The organism is Nonomuraea aridisoli (assembly GCF_003236395.1).
Taxonomy (GTDB): domain Bacteria; phylum Actinomycetota; class Actinomycetes; order Streptosporangiales; family Streptosporangiaceae; genus Nonomuraea; species Nonomuraea aridisoli.
Genome location: NZ_POUD01000095.1, coordinates 1 through 21,024, shown reverse-complemented (window position 1 = coordinate 21,024; position 21,024 = coordinate 1). Strand labels below are relative to the sequence as shown.

Annotated in this window: 20 protein-coding genes and 2 CRISPR repeat arrays; of the genes, 2 read left to right on the top strand and 18 right to left on the bottom strand. The window is 67.9% G+C overall.

The window, feature by feature from the left end; genetic code table 11:
- Nucleotides 1–33: 33 nt before the first annotated feature.
- Nucleotides 34–855: direct repeats of the CRISPR family, unit length 29 nt; unit sequence GTGCTCCCCGCGCACGCGGGGATGGTCCC.
- A 42-nt stretch (nucleotides 856–897) separates the two neighbouring features.
- From C1J01_RS22815 to C1J01_RS50020, 11 genes are all read right to left on the bottom strand, one after another.
- Complete coding sequence (locus C1J01_RS22815; protein WP_111181008.1) at nucleotides 898–2,283, bottom strand: tyrosine-type recombinase/integrase; 1,386 nt, start codon at nucleotides 2,281–2,283, stop codon at nucleotides 898–900.
- On the bottom strand, nucleotides 2,283–2,480 hold the full coding sequence (locus tag C1J01_RS22810) for a helix-turn-helix transcriptional regulator (protein ID WP_328589661.1): 198 nt from the start codon (nucleotides 2,478–2,480) through the stop codon (nucleotides 2,283–2,285). The genes C1J01_RS22815 and C1J01_RS22810 overlap by 1 nt, the downstream gene beginning before the upstream one ends.
- 234 nt (nucleotides 2,481–2,714) lie before the next feature.
- Nucleotides 2,715–4,052: a YfjI family protein gene (locus tag C1J01_RS22805; protein WP_181448915.1), complete on the bottom strand. Its 1,338-nt coding sequence runs from the start codon at nucleotides 4,050–4,052 to the stop codon at nucleotides 2,715–2,717.
- Nucleotides 4,049–4,945, bottom strand: coding sequence for a bifunctional DNA primase/polymerase (locus C1J01_RS22800; RefSeq protein ID WP_111181005.1), 897 nt, complete (start codon nucleotides 4,943–4,945; stop codon nucleotides 4,049–4,051). The genes C1J01_RS22805 and C1J01_RS22800 overlap by 4 nt, the downstream gene beginning before the upstream one ends.
- Nucleotides 4,946–5,373: 428 nt before the next feature.
- The gene (locus tag C1J01_RS22790; RefSeq protein ID WP_220040053.1) at nucleotides 5,374–7,584 is read right to left on the bottom strand and encodes a cell division protein FtsK; all 2,211 of its coding nucleotides are present in this window, start codon (nucleotides 7,582–7,584) and stop codon (nucleotides 5,374–5,376) included.
- Nucleotides 7,581–8,699, bottom strand: a complete 1,119-nt coding sequence (locus tag C1J01_RS22785; protein ID WP_181448914.1) for a DUF2637 domain-containing protein — start codon at nucleotides 8,697–8,699, stop codon at nucleotides 7,581–7,583. The genes C1J01_RS22790 and C1J01_RS22785 overlap by 4 nt, the downstream gene beginning before the upstream one ends.
- Nucleotides 8,696–8,917, bottom strand: coding sequence for a hypothetical protein (locus C1J01_RS22780; RefSeq protein WP_111181002.1), 222 nt, complete (start codon nucleotides 8,915–8,917; stop codon nucleotides 8,696–8,698). Before C1J01_RS22780 ends, C1J01_RS22785 begins: the two co-directional genes overlap by 4 nt.
- Nucleotides 8,914–9,090, bottom strand: a complete 177-nt coding sequence (locus C1J01_RS50025; protein ID WP_181448913.1) for a hypothetical protein — start codon at nucleotides 9,088–9,090, stop codon at nucleotides 8,914–8,916. The genes C1J01_RS22780 and C1J01_RS50025 overlap by 4 nt, the downstream gene beginning before the upstream one ends.
- A gap of 178 nt (nucleotides 9,091–9,268) precedes the next feature.
- Nucleotides 9,269–9,565 carry a WhiB family transcriptional regulator gene (locus C1J01_RS22775; protein ID WP_111181001.1) on the bottom strand — a complete coding sequence of 99 codons (297 nt, stop codon included), beginning with the start codon at nucleotides 9,563–9,565 and terminating at the stop codon, nucleotides 9,269–9,271.
- Complete coding sequence (locus tag C1J01_RS22770) at nucleotides 9,562–9,768, bottom strand: hypothetical protein (RefSeq protein WP_111181000.1); 207 nt, start codon at nucleotides 9,766–9,768, stop codon at nucleotides 9,562–9,564. The genes C1J01_RS22775 and C1J01_RS22770 overlap by 4 nt, the downstream gene beginning before the upstream one ends.
- 85 nt (nucleotides 9,769–9,853) lie before the next feature.
- On the bottom strand, nucleotides 9,854–10,021 hold the full coding sequence (locus C1J01_RS50020; RefSeq protein ID WP_181448912.1) for a hypothetical protein: 168 nt from the start codon (nucleotides 10,019–10,021) through the stop codon (nucleotides 9,854–9,856).
- A 275-nt stretch (nucleotides 10,022–10,296) separates the two neighbouring features.
- On the opposite strand from C1J01_RS50020, the gene C1J01_RS22765 reads away from it, so the two are divergent.
- Nucleotides 10,297–11,688, top strand: a complete 1,392-nt coding sequence (locus tag C1J01_RS22765) for an NsdA family TPR-like regulatory protein (protein WP_500048129.1) — start codon at nucleotides 10,297–10,299, stop codon at nucleotides 11,686–11,688.
- Between the two features lie 263 nt (nucleotides 11,689–11,951).
- Here C1J01_RS22765 and C1J01_RS22760 read toward each other — a convergent pair whose 3' ends face one another.
- From C1J01_RS22760 to C1J01_RS22740, 5 genes are all read right to left on the bottom strand, one after another.
- Nucleotides 11,952–14,573, bottom strand: a complete 2,622-nt coding sequence (locus C1J01_RS22760) for a DUF6493 family protein (RefSeq protein ID WP_146615691.1) — start codon at nucleotides 14,571–14,573, stop codon at nucleotides 11,952–11,954.
- Nucleotides 14,574–14,721: 148 nt separating this feature from the next.
- Nucleotides 14,722–15,459, bottom strand: a complete 738-nt coding sequence (locus tag C1J01_RS22755; protein WP_111180997.1) for an Imm1 family immunity protein — start codon at nucleotides 15,457–15,459, stop codon at nucleotides 14,722–14,724.
- Between the two features lie 36 nt (nucleotides 15,460–15,495).
- A complete protein-coding gene (locus tag C1J01_RS22750; protein ID WP_111180996.1) occupies nucleotides 15,496–16,410 on the bottom strand; it encodes a phosphotransferase enzyme family protein in 915 nt (304 codons plus the stop codon).
- 3 nt (nucleotides 16,411–16,413) lie between these two features.
- On the bottom strand, nucleotides 16,414–16,899 hold the full coding sequence (locus C1J01_RS22745) for a GntR family transcriptional regulator (protein WP_181448911.1): 486 nt from the start codon (nucleotides 16,897–16,899) through the stop codon (nucleotides 16,414–16,416).
- Nucleotides 16,900–17,087: 188 nt separating this feature from the next.
- On the bottom strand, nucleotides 17,088–17,471 hold the full coding sequence (locus C1J01_RS22740; RefSeq protein WP_111180994.1) for a hypothetical protein: 384 nt from the start codon (nucleotides 17,469–17,471) through the stop codon (nucleotides 17,088–17,090).
- 75 nt (nucleotides 17,472–17,546) lie between these two features.
- Here C1J01_RS22740 and C1J01_RS22735 point away from each other — a divergent pair, with 75 nt between their 5' ends.
- On the top strand, nucleotides 17,547–17,948 hold the full coding sequence (locus C1J01_RS22735) for a GntR family transcriptional regulator (RefSeq protein WP_220040052.1): 402 nt from the start codon (nucleotides 17,547–17,549) through the stop codon (nucleotides 17,946–17,948).
- 94 nt (nucleotides 17,949–18,042) lie between these two features.
- A CRISPR array of direct repeats spans nucleotides 18,043–19,842; the repeat unit is 29 nt; unit sequence GGGACCATCCCCGCGTGCGCGGGGAGCAC.
- 121 nt (nucleotides 19,843–19,963) lie between these two features.
- Here C1J01_RS22735 and cas2e read toward each other — a convergent pair.
- Both cas2e and cas1e read right to left on the bottom strand, forming a co-directional pair.
- Complete coding sequence (cas2e, locus tag C1J01_RS22730; RefSeq protein WP_111180992.1) at nucleotides 19,964–20,314, bottom strand: type I-E CRISPR-associated endoribonuclease Cas2e; 351 nt, start codon at nucleotides 20,312–20,314, stop codon at nucleotides 19,964–19,966.
- The coding region (gene cas1e / locus C1J01_RS22725; RefSeq protein ID WP_111180991.1) for a type I-E CRISPR-associated endonuclease Cas1e at nucleotides 20,311–21,024 on the bottom strand (714 nt) is incomplete at its 5' end. The genes cas2e and cas1e, both read right to left, overlap by 4 nt.

The window sequence follows — 21,024 nt, the reverse complement described above, 5'->3', positions numbered from 1 at the left end:
CCTCAGCGACAGCTAAATGCCCAGGTCGCCGAGGTGCTCCCCGCGCACACGGGGATGGTCCCTTCGCCCGCGTCCGCCAGTTCGCCACATGGGCGTGCTCCCCGCGCACACGGGGATGGTCCCTGCTTCGGCCTGATCACCCAGCGCTCGGCGATGTGCTCCCCGCGCACGCGGGGATGGTCCCTTCTCCTCCACCTCGTCGACTTCCAAGGCGGCGTGCTGCCCGCGCACGCGGGGATGGTCCCTGGTAGCGCAAGGGCTCAACCCCAACGACCCAGTGCTCCCCGCGCACGCGGGGATGGTCCCCGCGGCAACATCTCGCCGGGCCAGTTCCAAGGGTGCTCCCCGCGCACGCGGGGATGGTCCCAACTGGGCGCCGCCTGCTGCCAGGGCGCTGATGTGCTCCCCGCGCACGCGGGGATGGTCCCATGTGCTGTTCGCGGTCCTTGCTGGCGTACAGGTGCTCCCCGCGCACGCGAGGATGGTCCCCAGCTCATGGACCAACTGCTCGACATCGAAGAGTGCTCCCCGCGCACGCGGGGATGGTCCCGCGCCGCCCAAGTGCACCGCCACGTACCCGGCGTGCTCCCCGCGCACGCGGGGATGGTCCCACATGGCTGTTGTGAAGCGCCGTCGCACCGCTGTGCTCCCCGCGCACGCGGGGATGGTCCCGATACGCTGAGTCCTCGCGTGTTGGTTGCACGGTGCTCCCCGCGCACGCGGGGATGGTCCCAATGGCGGCTCCGGAGAGTGTTCGCGCTACCCGTGCTCCCCGCGCACGCGGGGATGGTCCCCGGATCACCCTGCATATCCAGGAGACCAGCCCGTGCTCCCCGCGCACGCGGGGAGGGCCTGCGTATGGGCTGAAACGTCTCGTTGCATCTTAAGAAGCATTCCTCAAGCCAGAGCCTCCGAGATTCGGCGCTTGGCGATCTCATCTTGGCCGACGATGCACTTGGCGTAAATGCGCAAGAGGACGTCCACGCTGTGGCCGGCCCACTCGGCTACCTGAGGTGCTGGAACGCCGGCGTTGAGCCAGGTGGAGACGCAGGCGTGTCGGAGGTCGTACGGCCTGGCAGCCAGAGGCGATGTGAACTCCTTCTCCGTGAGGGCTGTCTTGCGCGCGGCCTTCCAGGCTCGTCTATAAGTGATGAACGGCAACTCCCCACCTCTCACACCGGAGAAGAGGCGTCCGCGGGAACCGTCGCAGAACTCGGCCAGATGGGTGCGGAGGATGGCGACCAGCGGCGGAGGAATGGGCACCGTCCGGCCGTGGCCTTGGGCGCGGTGTTTGAGCGCGCGTTCCTCGCGAGCGGTTCCGCTGTCGGTCCATTCGCGGCCGGAGTACGGGGCCGCTTTGAGCAGGTGAAGCTCGCCCCACGCATTCACCGGCTCTCCTGCGTTGTCGCCAGGAGGAAGGGTGATGTTGTCGCGGTGCAGGTTGACGACCTCCTCGGGACGCAGGGCGGCGTAGTACATGAGGGCGAAGAACGCCACGAGGCGCGGGCCGCTCGGCTTCTGTGCCCGCACAGCGGCCAACAGCGCCTTGGCCTGGGCGTGGTTAACGACGCTGCGCCGGTCCACCTCGTACGTGCTCGCCGGCGGCTTCCATTTCAGCGTCTTGAGTGGGTTCTCCGGCAACAGCTTGAGTTCGACGGCGTAATCCAGGGCATTGGACACGATCATGCGGTGCTTCCGTACGGTGTTGGCCGCCGCGCGCTGACCGTTCAGGAGAGAGGTGGCGGCGTCGAGGAGGTCGCGGGCGAGGCCGGGATCGTCAGCGAACGCGGAGACGGGCTTGGTGTTGGCTGCAAGCCAGCGCAGCACTGCTGCCGCCTCGTCGGGAGCCTCTCCCCGGTGCTTGGTGTTGCAGGCCCAGCGGTGCATCGTGGTGCGGAGCGCCAGGTCATCTGGCTTGCCCCGTGTCGTGCTGTACATGGCGGGCGTGGCGGCGGTGAGCGCGCGGGCGATGTCCTGGCGGTATTTCGGCGCTGCGGCCTTCCATTTCATGTCCACGTATTTGCAGACGAAGTCGTACCAACTCATGTCGGCACGGTTTCTGCGACTCCACGAAACGGGCTCGCCAGCAGCGCGGCTGAACGCCTCTCCCCTACGGGCCGCTGCTTGGAGCTCCCCGCGGTAGGTGTCGGCTTGTGCCGCATTGCGGAAGGGCTTGCGCCGCGGTTTGCCACCGACCTTCCAGCGGACGTAGTAGGTCGTGGTGGTCTTGCCCTTGTAGATCTCGGTCTTGTAGACGCGCACGTCGTACGTGATGTCCTGCATCAAGCGGCCTCCTCCAGACGCGAGAGCCAACGGTCGAGGTCGGAACGGCGGATGCGGAGGTCGCCGTTGGGCAGCTTGAGGCAGCGTGGGGCGCGGCCCTTAGCTCGCCAGTCGTAGAAGGTGGAGCGGGAGATTTGGAGTTCGGCGCAGAGCTCCATGAGGGTGAGCATCCCTCGCGGGTTGAGGCCGGTGGCCAAGGGCGTCTCCTTGTGGATCGGATATGTGATCGCGGTGTTGGTGGCTGCGAGGCTGGAGCGTCGTCAGTACGAAGAAAGAAGAAAGAAGTCAGGCACGGGCTCAGACAGCACTGGGACGTGATGGTGGTGGACGGACCTGTCTTCTGGCGAGCGGCCCCATTCGCTGAGTTCTTTCGTGGTGGACGAAACAAGGGCCTGTTTCGGGAGGTCGCTTTTCCGCTGGTGAGTGGCAGGTCATGAGGAGTTGTTTCTTCTTTCTTCGTCAGGGCTGGTACGGCGGTAGCGGACAGAGGGGCGGCCACCCGTGGGCGTGGTGACGGACTCGTACTGGCCGGTGGCGGTCAGGCTGGTGAGAAGCTCGTCGAGGGTCTGTTTCGGCACGTTGCGAGAGAACAGAGCGGAGATCTCGGAGCGCGTCAGGCCGGTGTCGGCAGCCTGGTCGAGGGCGCGGCGAATGCGGTCGATCTTGGGATCTCTCATCTGCTTGTCGAGCACGAAGACGGCTGAGGCGATGGAGTAGCGGACCAGCGCGGCGGCGGCGCCCAGGTCTGCAGTGGTGATCAGGTTGCGGGCCTCAAGGGCGGCGTACAAGGCCGCGATGCGCAGGCAGTACGGCGCCGAGCGGCGGGTGAACTCTGTCCAGGCGTGGTCTTCGTCGTCGGCGGCGGTGAACTCCTCGTACAGCTCCGTCGACCACAGAGCGCGGGCGGGATCGTCCAGGGCGATGCGCTTGACCTGGCGGGCTGCTTTGACGGCGTCGTGGAGCCTGCCGCTGAGGCCGGCCAGCAACTCGGGTGCTACGCCTTCAGGGATGGGCAGGCGCTTGGAGCGCTCGACGTAGATGGGCAGGAAGCGGTTGTAGGAGCCGCCGGCCATGTCCGCCTCCGCCAGGCGCATACGGAACTCTTTCGGCGTGATGTGGCCGATGATCGCGATGTGCGGATTCGACGCCCGGTAGGCGTTACGGGTGAGAACGGCCAGCGTGCGACCGTCCCAGGCCTGTCGAAGCATGGTGCCGAGCGTGGAGCCCTCGCGTTTGGCGCGGGCCATGACGGTGGAGAACTCCGGCTCCGTCACCGACAGGCGCTTGTCCATGGTGCCGCCGGGATCGTCCGGGCTGTCGGGGTCTCGGATACGTTCGATCAGTCCTTCGCCGGAGGACAGGCCGGTGACGCACAGGTCGGCGTAGCCGACGCCGGCGTTGTTCAGGAAGATCTCGGCGGTGTCGGTTGCCTGGCCTTTGCGACCGGAGCCGGTGCGGCCGAAGAGCAGCGGCCAGATCAGAAGTGGGTGGCGGGTGTTACCGATCTGGACGTACGGGCCGGGGCCGATGACCGCACCGCAAGCGGCCAGCGCGGAGGCCAGCACACCTACAGGGTCGGCTTCGGTGGTCGGGTCGGCGGCCTGGACGAGTTCGCCGGGCAGGCCGTAGAACATGGCCCGGTTGGCGGCCGGAGCCGGTGCTGGTAGTCCGATGCTCAGGTCGCCGGACAGATCTCGGTGCAGACGGGTGATGGTGGCATGGGCGTCCAGGTTCTCCAGGATGGTGTTGGCGTCGATTGGGTTGGTCATGCGATCCCCCGGCGTGGCTGACATGCTCCGGCGGTGAAGCCGGAACGGATGGTGGCGGCGGCCTCTCGGGGGGACAGGCCGATGGCGTGGGCGGCGGTGTGGAGTGCGTCCTCGGTCAGGCGGTGTGGCAGCACGCCCGCGGCCACGAGTTGGCCAAGAGCGAAGGCGGCGACGTTCAGGGTGTGGTTGCGGGTGCCTGGGCCGGCGTCGAGCACGTGCTGCAGTTCGTTGCGGAGCGCTGCCACGGCATAGCCGGTCGATCGGGCACCGAGAGAGCAGAGCACATCGGCGGCCGTGAAGCCGATCGGTGGCTCGGCGGCTCGTGGAGTGAGGCGTTCGGCGAGCCAGGGCGGCAGGGGCGCTGGGTCGATGATGTGGACGGCGTCGTAGGTGCCGACGCCATCAGGCAGGTCGACGAAGCTCCCTGGGCCGACGACGTATCCGCCTGCGGCGCGGGTGTCGATCAGCCAGCCGAGTCCTTGCCCCTTGGCGCCCGAGGTGTTGCCGAGGGTCAGTCCTTCCGGAGCCGCGAAGTAGAGGTGAGTGCCGCCACGGCGAGTCCGGACTTGGAAGGTCTCCAAGGGCAGCGGCTGCCCGGCCTGCTCACACAGAAGGGCCAGGACGTCTGCCCCGTCCGTGACGCCGGGCAGGTCCCATGGCGGCGGCGGTTGGTCGCCGTCCTTCGGGGTGTCCAGATCGATGACGACGAGGTCGGAGGGACCGGTGGCGATGCCGATGTTGCAGGCTGAGCCGGTCCAGAATCGGCGGATGACGTCGGGGTCGGTGGTGTGGTGTTCTTTCCACTTCCAGCCCTTGAGCGGCACCTTGTCTCCCGGTGTGAGCGGGAAGACATGCCAACCTCGGGCAGCAGCGGCCAGTGCGTAGGCCAGCATCTGACGGGACGGACTCGTAGTCGTGCTGATAGTTGCTCCTTGGGGTGATGGATTAGCGGCCGTCATGGAGGCGGCGGGCGTAGTTCCACAGGTGGCGGCCGAGGCGCAGGCGCAGGCCAGTGCCGTCGCAGCGGCGGCAGTCGCGGGATCCACGGCCCAGGCGGTTCAGGATTCGGCGTCTCCCCCGGCACTTGCGGCAGCGCCCGAACGGGCTCAGAAAGCACGCCGAGGCATAACAGAGAGTGCCGATGATCGTGGTGATAGCGGCGAGTGCGGCAGGGTGCATGACAGCCTCCTGGGCTCGTTTCAGGGCGCGGCCGAGGAGGGCCGCTAGCGTGCTAACGGCCTGGCCAGAGCTGGTTTCTGTTGCTAGCGGGGGTGCTAGCGCTAGCAGGGTCGGCTACTAGCGCTAGCAGCCTCGGACGTGGTCAGCCGGAGCGTTTCTGGCGGTTACGTTCGGCGATGGCCTCAGTGAGGTCGTCGAGGCGTATGCCGCGCCGGGTGACGGGCTTGCCCTCGATGCGACGGCCGATGTCGCCCACCTTCAGGCCGTACGGCTTGAGCGCGCTGGTGAGCTGTTCGGACTTCCAGCCGGTGTAGACGTCGGGTCGGAGTTCGGTCAGACGGGCGCACAGGGCTTCGTTCCAGGCCGCGTTCTCTCCGGCGGGCCAGATGTCGGCGAGGTCGGCCAGGATGTCGAAGACCGGTGAGTCATCTCGGGCTTGAGTGCCTGGTTCGGGCAAGGTGCCGGCCAGTCCGCGGAGCTGCATGGCACGGGCGATGACCTTCTCTGCGTCGCGGGTGTCGAGGTAGTACGAACGGCGGGCGGCCGGCTTGCCGAGGCCGATGAGGATGCCCCAACCGGCGTCGGTCACGGGCTCGAAGACGGTGGCCCGATAGCCGTTCTTGTACATCGACGTGCCGAGGATCATGTCGTTCGCGACCTGGTCGGCCACCGACATGCAGTAGCGAGTGTTGACGTTGCGGGTGATGCCGGTCGGCAGGCTGTCCTTGTCGGGGATCTGCGTGCCCAGCAGAAGGATCACTCCCAGGGCGCGGCCCAGCTTGATGACCTTTTCGCAGATCTCCCCGGCTTCCTTGCCGTACTGCGAGTGCAGGAACAGCTCTTGGACCTCGTCCACGGCCACGATCAGCGGGTGCAGGCCGGAGCCCTTGAGAGACGCCAGTTCGGGCGTCACCTTGTTCTCCGGTGCCTTGCCGAGGGCGTGGTAGTGGGCGATGCGCTTGGAGCGGCGTTCGCACTCCTTGTACAGCCAGGCGAACATCGCGGCGCAGCGGGCGATCGTCTCGTCGTCGAAGCCGTTGCCGTACTCGGTGCAGACCGGTTCCACGACCTTGAAGTCGCCTACTCCCTTCAGTTCGTAGATGCGCAGCTCGGCGCGCGGGTCGAGGGCGGCGGCCAGAACCGCGAGCCTGAGTCCGAACGTCTTGCCGGAGCCGGGCTGCCCGCCGACGAGCCAATTGCGGAACACCAGCTCAGCGTGGCTGGTCTCCATGCGCGGAGTCGTGGCGAACGGGAACGGCTTGAACACGTCCACCTGGCCTTCGCGCAGCAGGGGCCAAGCCGGTTGCTTCATCTGCGAGGCGGGCTCGTAGCCCACCCACAGAGCAAGGCGCCCGGGGTGGCCGGCCGCCGGCTCGGGCCAGACCTGGTCGAGCGGAAGCCGCATGGCCGAGGCCAGACGGCCCCGCCGGGCCACCACGTCGGCGGCCTCCACGCCAAAGGGCAGATCCACGATGGCCAGGTGGCCTGGGCCGTCGCGGTGGATCTCCTGCGGGAAGCTGATGGCGTTCGGGTCCTTGCTGACCGCTTGGGTGATGCCGGAGATACCGCACGACAGCAGCGCTCGCCGCACCAACTCGGCGGTGAGCTTGCGGTAGCGCGGTGCCTCGCTCACGCGGTCGGTGATCGGCCTGTCCGTTGGACGCCCCGCGCGGGCCAGCAGCGGGACGGCCACGGCCAGCACCGCGAGGCGCATCCAACTGGGGATGTCCGCCACCAGGAAGACCAACAGGCCGATCAGGGCGACGATGCCCAACGTGAGCAGGATCGACCAACGCCAGCGGGACTGGCGTTGGCGCTGCTTGTCCAGCTTCAGCCACGTCTCCGCGTCGTTGCGGTCGGCGGCGCACTGGCGAAGCGCCCAGTTGCCCTCTTCCGCCGTCGCCCAGTGCAGGAGGCGGCCGATGGCCTTGAACATGCCAGGGACCGCGTACCAGAGCGTTTTGGCCAGGTACTTCGGCGAGCGCACACCGTGGTAGCCGAGGACGTATCCGGCGTCACGGATCTGCCAGGCGACCATCGCGCGGATGGACTGCCACGTGCGGAGCCACACCGGCACGATGGGCGCGCGGCCCTGCGCGATCCTGGCGGTTGGTGGTACGGCGTCCTCGTCCGGTGGATCGACCGGCGGACCGGTGACGTGGTCGGTGACGGCTACGGTCTCGCGGTCGAAGAAGTCGTCGTCAGAGTCTGACTCCAGGCTGTCGGCCTGGCGGGTACGGCGGCGCGAGTCGAGTGGTACGACCTCGGCCTCGCCACCGTCTGCTGGAGTACCGTCCGACCACTCGAAGCCGTGCAGCCCGCGACTGTCGGGTTCGTGCGGGTTGTGGGTCATGATGAATACACCTCGTGTGCCTTGACGGTTGCGGGGTGGCGGGGCGTGGCCACTGTTCTTGGCGGAGTGGAGGCCGCGCCCTGTGTCTGTGACGGTTCGCGGTCGGACCGCGAACCGTCCGGTTGATCGTCGGCGGTCGGGCCGTGCGGTCCGTCCGCCTCCGTGTCGGCGGTCCGTCCGGCGGTCGTGAGCCTCTCGGGCGGCGCCTCGGTCCGTAGGCGGGACAGCAGGGCTCCGGCACGGTCGGTGGAGACGGACCGGCCGGTCTGCCGGATGGCGTCACGGAGCCGGTCACGGGTGAGCGCGATGTTGCGCGTCTCGTGGTCGGCGGCGATCTGCCAGCCCAGCGCCATCAGATCGTCCACATCGGCTCGAAGCCTTGTGCTCTTTCTCGAAGCTTTGGGCTTGGATACGGGTTTCGGGGGCAGCGCCGGACGCGTGATCGCCGGCGTGAGTTGCATGTGCTCGGGAGCGAGTTCGCCGAGCCGGTAGAGCGCGCGTTCCCGGCGGGTGGCCTTGAACCGCCACAGCCTGCCGTACCGGTCCTGAAGGTCGGTGCGGGCGAGGATGCGGTCACGCTCGCGATTGAGCGCGTTCGGGTACGAGCGGATCTCCCACAGCACCATCCGGCGCCACAGGGCGAAGGTGGACGGGAAGGCCAGCAGCCACCGGGAGACCCTGATGGACTCCATGTGGTTCGGCTTGGCAAGGTCGGCGCGCTTGCGGATGGCGTACGCGCCCACCTCTACCGCCACCACCCAAAGACCGGGAAGCATGGCATGGGCGATGACCCCGAACATGGTGTCCTGGCCTGCCACGTTCAGGTAGATCGTGGCGCCCGTCAGCGACCACGGCACCAGCCGGAGCAGGCGAAGGCGCATGCCGAGCCGGGCGAGGACGATGTCCAGCGCGGAGAAGACGGCGATGCCGAGGTCGATGCCGAGTGGAACGATCCAGGCGAACCATCCGAAGGACGGTTCGGCGGCCTCGGCCACCGTGGCGAAGCTGATGACGAAGCCGAGCAGGCCCAGTCCGGCCACGGCAGCGGCGGTGACCGAGACAGCGGTCTGTTCACCCTCGCTCAGTGGACGAGGCCCGTAGATCGTTGCGGTCATCGGCCCCGCCTCCCCCAGCAGCGCGGGCATCCTGGCCGGTCGCACCAGTTCGCGCGGTGGCTGGACCAGATGCGCAGCACCTTGTCCGGCGATCCGGCCGCGTCGACGGTGAACCGAACGGCCTGGCGCAGGCGCAGCCGTTCCTGCGCGATGCGTACCAGATCGCAGGTGATGAACCCGGCGCCGAACGTCACCAGGTAGAGCAACGCCGTGATCATGCACTCCTCCTCAGTGGGGCGTGGATCTCGTGGTCGAGGTCGGCGGCGTACACCGCGCGACGGCACAGTGCGCAGTAGAACTGGACGGGTCCGCCGTCGAGCTGTGCCACACAGCGTGGACAGCACCTGGCCGGCCACGGCGACAGCCGGACGGGGCGGGTCGACTCGTGCATGAAGCCTCCTTTCAGATGCCGGACTGTGAGCGGGCGAGGATTCGGCACAGACGACAGCCAGGCAGGCATCGCGTGCCGTGCGAGGTGCACACTTCGACCTGGCGGCGGACGCCGCAGCCACGGCAGCGATAGGCGCTGCACGACCGCTTGCCGCAGTCGGCGCACTGGAAGCGGGCCATCAGGCGGCTCTCCCCTGGAACAGTTCGTCAGTGGTCAGGCCCGCCCAGACGCCGGCCTCTGGACGTATGGCCAAGGCGTAGGCCAGGCAGGCGGCACGCGCGGGGCATCCGGCGCACACGGCCTTGGCCTGCGCCTCTCGGGCCTCCCGCACGTCGTCGGGCTCGTGCTCGAACAAGTCGGGGCCGGTGAAGAGGTCGACGTCGCCGTTCTCACAGGCCGGGTTGGCGTTCAGCAGGTCGTCGCGAAGATCGGACAGTTCCTCGTCGCCCAGGACGGCGGCAGCCAGCTCGTTCATCGCCGCACCCCCAGCAGGGTGGCGAGGGCCTCGGCGACGGCGAGCCGATGGCAGGTCGGACAGATGGGCGGAGTCGGAGCCTCCTCGTCGGGCGCGATCTCCTCGGCACCGCCGCAGACCAGGCAGGTCCACTGGACGGACTCCCAGACGACGGCCAGTTCGAGTTCAGGTGTGGGCTGTGTGTTGCTGGACCCGTGGGTCATGATGAGGACACCTCTCTAAGGGGTGCCGGGGCGCGGATCAGGTTTGGCGACTATGGCCGCGCCCCGGCTTGTTCTGTTCGGTGGTTCAGCCGAGACCGTTGCTGAAGACGGTCAGGGCCTTGGCGATCGCCTGTACGGCGTCCACGGCGTGGTTGACGGCGATCGCGGCCTTATGTGGCTGAGTGATCACGAAAAAGGCCGCGAGGATCATCAGCACCGTGGGCAGGAAGCGGCGGGGTCGGAGAGCAGGCATTGTCGTGATCCCTTCTGATCGCAGTCGCGCGCCTGTCCCTCCTGGTGACAGGCCCCCTTGTCGAGATCCTGTCCTGTACAGGTATAGAACAGGACTGGCGAGTCCGTCAAGGTCCTTTCGGGGCCCGCCGTGTTCGTGACACCAGAAAACCGCGCAGGTCAGGGGGTACGGCAGTGTTCAAAAGGCGGTGCAATTCGGCGAAGGGAGGTGCACGACAGCCGGGAGGGGGTGCAAACTTACGGCGACATAGTGATCACTGAGGGTTGGGGGTTGCCATGAAGCTCCGAGAGCCGAACCACCAGCTCGCAGGAGTCATGGCCAGAGCCGCTTGTTCCAACAAGGCCCTCGCGCGGCGCGTGCAGGATGTCGCCACGAGCCATGGTGCGGACATCCGCTGCGATCACGTGTCGGTGAAACGCTGGCTCGACGGAATGCACCCCCGTGGCCTGACCCCGCACTTCATCGCCGAGGCTCTCAGCCGCAAGCTCGGCGAGCGGGTGAGCGTGCGCGACATCGGCATGATGTACGCCGAGGCCACGCCCTTTACGGCGAGCTCCCTGAAGCAGTCGCAGGCGGACGGCCTGGCCGAGAGCGTGACCGTACTGGTGTCCGGCGATCTCTCGGCCAATCCTCAGGTGGTCGAGTGCGACGTCTCCGCAGACTCGTGGAACGACTCCATGGTCACGTGGCTGGTGAATCCCGCACCGATCCCGAAACCGCTGGCTGAAAGGCGATTGATCACGGCGTCCAGTGTCGAGGCAGTACGTGAGACAACGGCGATGTTCGCCAAGCTCGACTACCGGTTCGGGGGCGGCCACGCCAGAACCACCGTGGTCCAGTACATCGCCATGGAAGTGGAGCCGCTGCTCAAGCACATCCGGCCAGAGACGGCGCTCGGCAAGGAGTTCCTCTCCGAGACGGCGGCCATGCTGCGTCTTGCGGCGTGGATGGCGTACGACACCGGGAGGCACGGCCTCGCCCAGCAGTACATGACCAAGGCCCTTCGCCTGGCGCGTGAGGCTGACAACCGCATGCTGGGCGGCCGCATCCTGGCCGGCATGAGCCACCAAGCCAACTATCTGGGCCACTACGGCATGGCGGTGAACCTGGCACGGGCCGCTCAGATGGGCGCCAAGGACGCCGCCACACCGACGGCCATGGCCTTGTTCAGCGCCATGGAGGCGCGAGCACTGGCTTCCCAGGGCGACGAGGCCGGATGCAGCCAGGCACTTTTGGAGGCAGAACGCTGGTTCGACCGGCGAGTACCAGAGGATGATCCGGTCTGGCTCCGGTACTTCGACGAGGCCGAGCTGGCGGCCGAGTTCGCCCACTGCTTCCGCGACCTCGGACATCACCATCGAGCCCGCGACCGCGTCATGGAGAGCGTGCAGCTCTCCGAGAGCCTCTACGTCCGCAGCCTGTCCTTCGTACGCACCATCCTGGCCACCAGCCACGTCGCCGGCGGCGACCTCGACCACGGCCTCGCCGTAGCCCGCGAGGTGGTGACCACCGTGGCCGACCTGCGATCGGCCCGGACCCGCAGGTACGTACAGGACTTCGTCAATCAGCTCGCGCGCTATGGGAACGATCCAAGAGTGCGCGAGTTCCAGAGCTTCACCGAGACGAGGCTCGCGCGAGCCCGCTCCGAAGCAGGGGCAGCGAGATGAACCCTCAGCAAGCTACTCGGGGTTGCCACCAGCGACCGAGCGGTACCTGAGGGAAGGACCACGAGCCACGCCGACCGAGTCGCTGGTGTGGCGCTCGCCCCAGCGGTTTGCGCACCTCGCGCTCGTGACACCTCGCGCTGGCTCAGCCGGGAAGCGGCCACGGTGGGCGTCCCCACAATGGCGCACCGGCCTACCTCCACTCACACAAGTGCCGCCGCCCCATTCTCCGGTCTTGATCACGAGTAGGGGTCCGAGACGACGTCTCAGGGTGAGATCGCCTCGTACAGGCGCCGCGCCTCGTGGATCAGCAAGGTTGAGCCCTTGCGTGCGGCCAGCTCCGCCAGCCCCGGTAGGTCGTCCTGCGCCCCGGTGAGTACCGCCGCCTGCGTAGCGACCGTGAGCAACTTCCCCAGCCCGGCCCTGGCCTTCTCGCCGGGCCCAGGCAGTAGCAGGGGCACCGCCTGTGCCAGAGCCGTCCAGATCTCGGCGTGTGCCCCGCCTGCCGTGACCTCGCCGAGGATGCCGATGATCCGGTTGAGTTTGACCTGCTCGCCGACAACCATGTGACCAATGGCCCGGCCGAGGTCAGCCGCGGGCAGTTCCCCGCGCGCGGCCAGCGTGAGGATCGCGTCGGCGGCGCGGGCCCGCTGGGCGGGGACCGGCTGGCTCATGCCGGCAACGATCGTGCTCGCTGTCGCGAGGCCGACCGGACCGTCGTTATGCGTCAGGGCGGCCACGACCTCCACGTCCATGAACCCTGGGAGGCACTCAAGGAGGTACGCGGCCACGGCCTCCCGATGCGACGGCATGATGGACGGCCACCACACCATGTTCCGGGAGAAGGCGGGATAGCCGGCCTTGGGCACGAGCGTCCACAGCTCGGCGAGCGGCCCGGGCACGCCCTCGGGCGGTGCCAGCCGGGCATGCGCCTCCTGCAGCGACTGGTGGTAGGACCCCGGGCGGTCGAACGCCTCGAGCTCCCAGGTCACCACGGGGTCGGGCAACCCGCCGTCGCGCAGGCAGGCCGCCAGCCGCCGGCCCGCTTCCGACGGCAGTCTCTCTGCCCGTTCGGCAAGCTCCGGATTGATCCGGCGCGGCAGCCGCAGCAACGCCTGCAGGAAATCGTGTTCAAGTGGCTCGGTGCCGTTCAGCCGCTCCATGCGCGCGACCAGGGTGGCGGCGTCGACGTGCCCCGTGGGCGAGGTCGGCGTGGCCAGCAGCACGGGGACCGTCTCGCCCCGCTCGAACAGGGATATGACTTCGCGGAAACGCTGCTGGACGAATCGTTGCAGAGCAGGTTCATGGCTCGGCCAGCGGCCTTCGCCGTTCAGCAACTTGGTCAGCTCGCGGCTGTCCGCGGGCGACACGATGGCCAGCGCGCAGCGCAACAGTAGAAAAGGAATTTCCTCGTCGAAGCCGGAAATGCCGTATACATAGACGCTCGCGTCGAAGGGGTGCTTCCAGTTCGTCCGCCACCACGACTGCAACCCGGCCACGACGGCATCGCGGTCCCGGTGCGTCAGCTCGACCAGCGCTGCGAGAATGCGGTCGGCCCGCGCCGGATCCTGCGGCCAGAGCGGTCTGTCCAGCTCAGCGGCCAGTTCCGGCACCGAGGTGATGGGCGGGGCCAGGGCGGGCAGCGACGTCGCGGTCAGCGCGGGAACCGTCACGGGCTCGGGTGAGACCTCGTCCACCGCGCCATAAGCTGCGGCCAACCGCCGGCGCAGGTCGGCAGGCAGCCGGGCACCCGCCTCGCGGATCGCCTCCCTGTCGGGTTCGGCGGTGTGCGGGGCAAGCTTGACCGCGACGCGTACCGCACGTTCGCGAAGGCTGGGCGTATCGACGTCGAGCACGGGCACCAGCGCGGCCGCCGCGGCGGCGCCCCTGGCCGGGGGCGCGTCGGCGATCCACTTCACCGCGGCCGCCATGTTCTTCTTCTCCGGCCGGTACGCCAGCGCCTGGACCGCCTCGGCGAACAGTTCCGCGTCGAGCATTCCAGCGGACTCCGCCCGGTGCAGTTCCTCCATGGCGAGCTGGAGCACGGGTGAGGGCGCCGACGGCAGCACTCGGACGAAGTCGGCCACCGGGATCTCGGCCGTTTCCGGCTTCAGCTCCCGCCACAGCGTGACGAACGAACCGGCGTCAGCGGCGTCGACTCCGGTCAGGAACCGGCTCATGCAGCCGTCGAGCAGCGCCTGGCGCGGCACACGGCCTGTCCGGGACAACGCGACCAGCTCACCGATGATGGTGTGACCGTCTGCCCAGACTCGGCCCCAGGTCAGCCCGTCCGCCACGCCCTGCGCTTGGAACAGGCGCGGCAGCATGTGATCGAGCAGCCGATCGCCGGCGAGTACCGGAGCTCCCCGGTTCGCCTGCTGCCGCAAGGCCGTCCGCAACACCCATCCGGACACGAACGCGTCGTTCTCCGGCGGCTCGGCGCCTGTCTCGATGACCAGCGCCGCGGCCAGATCCCAGTCTCCCAACGCCTGCATGCGCCGCCACGTCGAGCCAGTGGCCGGCCGCAGCCGCCGCACCAGGCGAACGGCCAGATCACGGCGCCACTCCAGCGACCGGTTCGCCAGCACAGACATCATGCGTGCGGCATCAGCCTCCGGCTCCACCCGGCGCAACTCCCGCCGGTTGAGCCAGGACGCCACCTGCTCCGCCCCGCCCAAGCAGGCCGCCCCGGCCAAGCGGTAGAGGGGCGCCAGCTCCCGGACCCGCTGCTGGGCCTCCCACCCAGCACGTCCGCGTTCGCTCAGGTGAGCCGGTAAGTGCCGGCCGATCGCGCGCTTGTCGTCGTCGCCGAGGCCGTTCAGGAACGCTACGAGGCTTGCGACGGAGCCGGTCTCGATGCGGTCGAGTGCCTCCTGTACGGGGTTCACGCGGGTGCTCCGATCCGGGCCGGACATAAATCGATCTCGATCACGGGCCGCAGCCTATTGATCGGTACTGACAATCGCGATGAGGGAAATCCTCGCGACTACGACCCGCGAGAGGTTCCTTCGTTGCCGTTGAACGAAAGCGGCGGCTCTACGCCATCGGGTTCGCGTCCTGACTGGTTCCGACAGCGTGATAGGGGTGCCAACCTGCCTGATCGCACCACGGATCCTCGCAAAGCGTGATCCGTTCTTCCGGCTCTGGTGTATCGAGGCGCCGCCCGGACAATTCGCCGGGGGTCCAGCTGATGCACTCGGGCCTATGCCCGGTGCCGTTGCGGCAGAATTCCTCCACAGCGGCGCGGATCTGACCAACCGGCAGGGTGCTGTGCGGGTGATGGTAGCGAGGGAATCCCGGGTCGGAGATGACGTCAGGATCGAAAGCGGGCGGGTAAGGGTTATCCGAGATCCACACGTGCTCGGCGATACTCGGGGCAACTGACACAGTGGTGCCTTCCGTTACGAGCCACATGAGGGCGCCGTAGCCGGTCGCAGCATTCACTGCGATGTGCAGGTAATTGTCGAACTGACCGGTAAGGTCATCCATGTCCAAGCGCTGTCCGGCGAAGATGAACTGAGCGGTCATGCCGCCGTCCGGCCAGTCGGGCTTGGGCAAACTCTCAAGTGCCTCCCGGACCCACGCTGGTGCGGGCTCCGACTCCTGCTTCGGAGGCGGTTCAGGATCAGGCAGGTTCTCGACCACCTCGGTGATCAGCTGCGACATCTCCGCCCATGTCTCAGCATGGCGAATTCTCCCGTGCATGAGAGCGTTCAGAATCAACGTCCTGCCCTTCCGCGCGATCTCGCGTTCTCGACAACCGGGGAACAGCATGCCCTCCCAAGACAGAGATCGCTGGAATACGAGTGCTCAGAACGGCCTCCAAACGCGCGGCAGGACGTCATGCCGCAGTGACGCCACGCGCCTGTCGAACTCAGCACGGATCTCGGGGCTGTGGTCCACGTTCTGCATGAGCCAGCTAGTCATCGTGGTCTCGCGGATACGGCGGATGGTGTGGAAGCCGGGCCATTCGGTGACGTCGAAGCCGTACGCGTCCACAGCTCGCGCGTACTCCTCCCGCGAGACCCAGCGGAAACCCCTGAACGGGATCCCCCAGCCTGTGCAGAGGTCCCACTCGCGCGGCCCCCAGGCGAACGCCTCGAAGTCGAGCAGGATCACCTGACCGTCGCTGCGGCGCAGGAGGTTGTTCTTGTGGCCGTCGCCGTGGATGTGGCCGGCGGGCAGGGGGAAGTCGAGGGAGTTGTACTCGGCGTAGAGGTCCTTGACCCGCTGGCGGAGGAACTCGAGGTCCTCGTCGGCGACGGTGGAGGCGCAGTCCAAGCGATCCTCCACACGCGCGAGCGGATCGAACAGCGGCAGAACCAGATCCACCGGCTTCGGTACGTCATGCAGTCGTCGTAGCATCACCGCCAGGTCGGCGAAGCTGGGAGCCGGGCCGCCGCTGTCGAGATGCCGCCAGAATGTCACCACCCGGCCATCGTGAATGGTCGCCTGGGGACAGTCCGAGAAAAGGCGCACGCTGGGGAAGGCCGCCGCTTCCAGCCACCGCGCGACCGCCACCTCCTTACGCACATCGGACAGGAGATTCACGCTCCGAGCGATCCTCACCACCACCGGGGCTGACGCCAGGCGGTACAGCGCGTTCTCGCCGAGCCGCATGGGGACTGCACCTCGACTGTCCAGCCCGGCGTGCTCGCAGGCTGCAACGAGCGCTCTGTGTGCGTCCTGCTCGCCGAAACCCTGGGGGGTGGGGGTGGTGGTCATGGATCAGCCCTCTCTGCTCGTGTTGCTCGGTGGCGAACTGGTGGCCACGAAACGGCCCTTGCTGGGGATGACGATGATCAGGCCCTCCTGCTGAAGCAGTTCCAGGGCCTTGCGTACCGTGATGCGCGCCGTACCGAACCTCTCGGCGAGGACAGGTTCACCAGGCAGACGCACATCCGGAGGAAACTCGCCGGCCTCGATGGCGGCGCGGAGCTGGTTGGCCACGTCCTCATAGCGCGTGGCGGGCTTCGCGCCCTGCGCGGCCCGCCCCTGCACCCTGCGACCGCGGCCCATCTGACTCACGACCAGGCCCTCGCGTTCCAGCTCCGCGAGTGCTTGGCGTACGGTGCCGCGAGCGACGCCGTACGTCTGCATGAGCACCGCCTCGGACGGGATCATCCCGCCGGGCGGATATTCGCCGCCGCTGATCCGCCGACGGAGGTCGTCAGCCACAGTGGCGTACGCGGGCTGAGCTTTGCCGTGAGTCATGAGGCTCCCTTGCCGAGCAACAACGGACTCAAGGCTAAGACGAGCACGCATCCGCGGTAATGAGTGTCGTCTTGGCGGGCGGCTGGACGCCGTGGCCAACCTGCGGCTGGCAAAGGACGGGCGGGGGCGGCTTTGCCAAGTTTCTCCCCGTCGGGCATGTCTCCGGCTTCGGCCACGTGGCGAGGCCATCAGCGGGCTTCACCCGCCAGAAGCAGCTTCCACAAGCGTTCCGCCTCCGCCCGGCGCCAGGGTCCGGCGTAGGCGACCCTGGGCGGGGTGATCTGATGGGTGCGGCGGAACACGCACAGGCCACCGCCACTCAGCAGTTCGTAGACCACCACGCAGCAGGAACACGTGTAGTCGACGACCCGTTGACGTGTTGCCTGGTCCTGCAGCCAGTCCTCCATCGTCCAGTCGATGGCGACGGCCGGAGCGGCGATTCGGCCAGAGGGATGCACGGACATCCGTGGGCATGGCCAATCCTCCATCTGGTGGTGTGGCAGCTCGACCATTGCGCGAACCTCCCACTTCGCCGTGTGGCAACGTTCCTGCACGTAGATGCTTATGAGCATATGCCTACGAGACCATATGAGGTAGTGGTGTTGTGATGATGACCTCTTGTGATCGACTTCGGTTCCGATCGACCTGTGCACCGCCAGCTGGCCGACATCATCCGCGCGGACATCACAGCTGGCCGGCTCAAGCCTGGCCAGGCACTCCCCTCGGAGACCCGGCTGATGCAGCAGTACGAGCTCGGCCGCGTCGCAGTACGGCAGGCACTGGGTGTGCTGCGCAGCGAGGGGCTGATCGTCACCGTGAAGCGTGAAGGCTCCTACGTCCGGCCGCAGGTGCCCGCCGAACGGGTCGCCGTACAGCGGTCAGCGGAGATCACCGCCCGGATGCCCTCCCCCGAGGAGCGCAAGGAACTGGACATCCCCGAGGGCGTCCCCGTGTTCGTCATCAACCAGCCCCGCAAGCGCAACCGCATCCTGCCCGCCGACCGAACAATCCTCATCTGGGACGACGACGAAAGCAGTCGAGCACGCTAACAATCCACCTCGGGGTGGTCCCTGTGCGCTCAGGGACCACTTCCCGCGTGCGCGGGAAGCACGACGTGGACCCGATGAGCAGCCTGTCGCTGGAGGGACCATCCCGGCGTGCGCGGGGAGCACGCCGTCTCGCTCGGCGCCACCACCCTGGTGACGGGACCATCCCCGCGTGCGCGGGGAGCACGTCGCCGAACGCCGTGGTCGGCTTGTCCTGGAGGAACCATCCCCGCGTGCGCGGGGAGCACGCTATGTCTCTGCTTTCTCCTGAGGCTCAGAAGGGACCATCCCCGCGTACGCGGGGAGCACGTCACCGCAGATGAGGCAGTGGGGGAGTCGCGGGGACCATCCCCGCGTGCGCAGGGAGCACCGTTTCGCCAGCTCGGTGATGTTGTTCGCGAAGGGACCATCCCCGCGTGCGCGGGGAGCACCTCGCGTGGAGCGATGCCGTGGGCGGGTTCCCGGGACCATCCCCGCGTGCGCGGGGAGCACCCCTGGGGACAAGCTTCCGGACCATTGGGAGAAGGGAACATCCCCGCGTGCGCGGGGAGCACAATTGTGATGTTCGCCCCAGACTCGAATGCCGGGGACCATCCCCGCGTGCGCGGGGAGCACTGTTCGGCAACACACGGAAGCTGGTCGACGCGGGGACCATCCCCGCGTGCGCGGGGAGCACTGCTGGATACGGAAGTCCTGGCTGTACGTAACGGGACCATCCCCGCGTGCGCGGGGAGCACGGTACGCCGTTCCAGATCGCGCAGGCCCAGATGGGACCATCCCCGCGTGCGCGGGGAGCACGCGACACCCCAAAAAGGGCACTGAAACGAGCCGGGACCATCCCCGCGTGCGCGGGGAGCACTTCGGATTGACGTACAGCCACACGTGGCCCGGGGGACCATCCCCGCGTGCGCGGGGAGCACCTTTCTGATTCGAACATCGATCTTGAAGCTGAGGGACCATCCCCGCGTGCGCGGGGAGCACACGAACAAGGCGGAGCGGCGGAAGATCCTGCGGGGACCATCCCCGCGTGCGCGGGGAGCACGCGTCCTCGTCGATGAACTGAGGTGCCGGCTTGGGACCATCCCCGCGTGCGCGGGGAGCACCGTGGCGTCAGCTCGGCGGGTGTGACCTGGCAGGGACCATCCCCGCGTGCGCGGGGAGCACATTTCCGAAGATCCGAACACGGTTTTCGGTCAGGGACCATCCCCGCGTGCGCGGGGAGCACGCCTTGCTGATCTTCTGGAGCTTGGCCCCCAGGGGACCATCCCCGCGTGCGCGGGGAGCACCTCGCGCTCGTGCACGAGGAACGCCTGCACGTGGGGACCATCCCCGCGTGCGCGGGGAGCACAGAGAGCCGGCCTGGCGGAGTTCCACTACACCGGGACCATCCCCGCGTGCGCGGGGAGCACGACGCCGGCCGGGTCGGGGCCGCCTGGCCAGGGGGACCATCCCCGCGTGCGCGGGGAGCACGGCCCCGCACCGGGAGGAATGGTGTGGGGCCTGGGACCATCCCCGCGTGCGCGGGGAGCACCCATCGCTTGGCGATCCTGTCGAGGCCGACGAGGGACCATCCCCGCGTGCGCGGGGAGCACATGCCGCAACCGCCGGGGCAGATCTCGGCGTCGGGACCATCCCCGCGTGCGCGGGGAGCACCGCCAGAAGCGGATACGCCTGCGTGCTGAGTGGGGACCATCCCCGCGTGCGCGGGGAGCACGGCTGCCACCCGAGCGAGATCAGCGGGCATCCGGGACCATCCCCGCGTGCGCGGGGAGCACTCGGTACGGCAGGCGGCCTGGTAGCGGGCGCCGGGACCATCCCCGCGTGCGCGGGGAGCACCTTTAACCATCCCCGGGTAGCGAATCGGGGAAGGGACCATCCCCGCGTGCGCGGGGAGCACCCTCGGTGACCTGCATGGCTAGTGCGCTGACAGGCGAATTTGGAGCACTTTTGCAGATTCGGGCATTTCGGACTGCGCTGGTGATCTCCGTCGCCTGTAGGCGGCGAGGTACGACACGCACTCAACGCTGCCCATAGCGGCGTCGACGGGCCGCCTTGCTCCAGTTGCGCGGTGGCTCGTTGGTCGGCTGGGCCTGCTGTTCCTTCGGCCGGCGCAGCAGGATGAGTCCTTCGTGGTCGATGGGATGCCACTTATGATCATGTGTTTCGAAGGCGAAGCCCTGCTCATTGTCCGTGGTGTAGGCAAGGAGCGCTCGGCCCGTGTCGGCGTACTGCTGGACCTGCAACCAGAGTTGCTCGCGAATCCGCGCCGACGGGCCGCCGATGAACACCCCAGGAGAGATCTCCATCAGCCAGCGGGTGAGAAACCCGCGGAGCCCGACGGGACAACGAGTGAGCACGATGACCGTCACCAGGGAACCTCGTCGGCGTAGTTGTGGCCAGACTCCAGTTCGATACCGTGATCGCTCTGCAGCAGCACCCGGTCGATGTCCTCGTCCAGGGCGTCCGCGCCTCCGGCCGCATCGCTCAGGAGTAGGTGCTTGATGTCGTTCACGCACCGTTTGAGGAGGCCGACTTTGTTGATGCTGTCGCGGACTGCCCGCCGCGTACGTGAGCCGACATCTTGCGGGCTGTGCGCTGCCACCTCGAAGGCCACCGGGATGGCGATATCCGTCTTGTAGAGGTCAGCGATGTCGAGGACGAAGGCGAGTTCGTGCCCGGAGTGGATGAAGCCCAGACCAGGCGCGCAGCCGAGCGCCGTCACGGTGGTCTGGGCAACGCCGTACATGCACTGGGCCGCAGCGGTGACCGCCTGGTTCAGCGGGTCACCCGCATCGAAGTCACCCGGGACGTAGACCCTTCCGTGCCATTGGAGCCCGACGCGCTCCGCCTCCTGCCGGTACCGTTCCTTGACTCGCCGTCCTTCTCTGCCCAGCAGTTCATGCCTGGTCAAAGCCGAGGGGTCTTCACCCGGGAACCTCATGCGGTACATCTCGCGGGCCACCTCAAGGCGAGTACGGCGGTTGGCCCACTTGGCAGCCTGCGCCTCCACGAGCGATGACGAACGGTTGAGCGATCTCCCACCGGAGTAGAACCGGACACCCTGCTCCCCCACCCACAC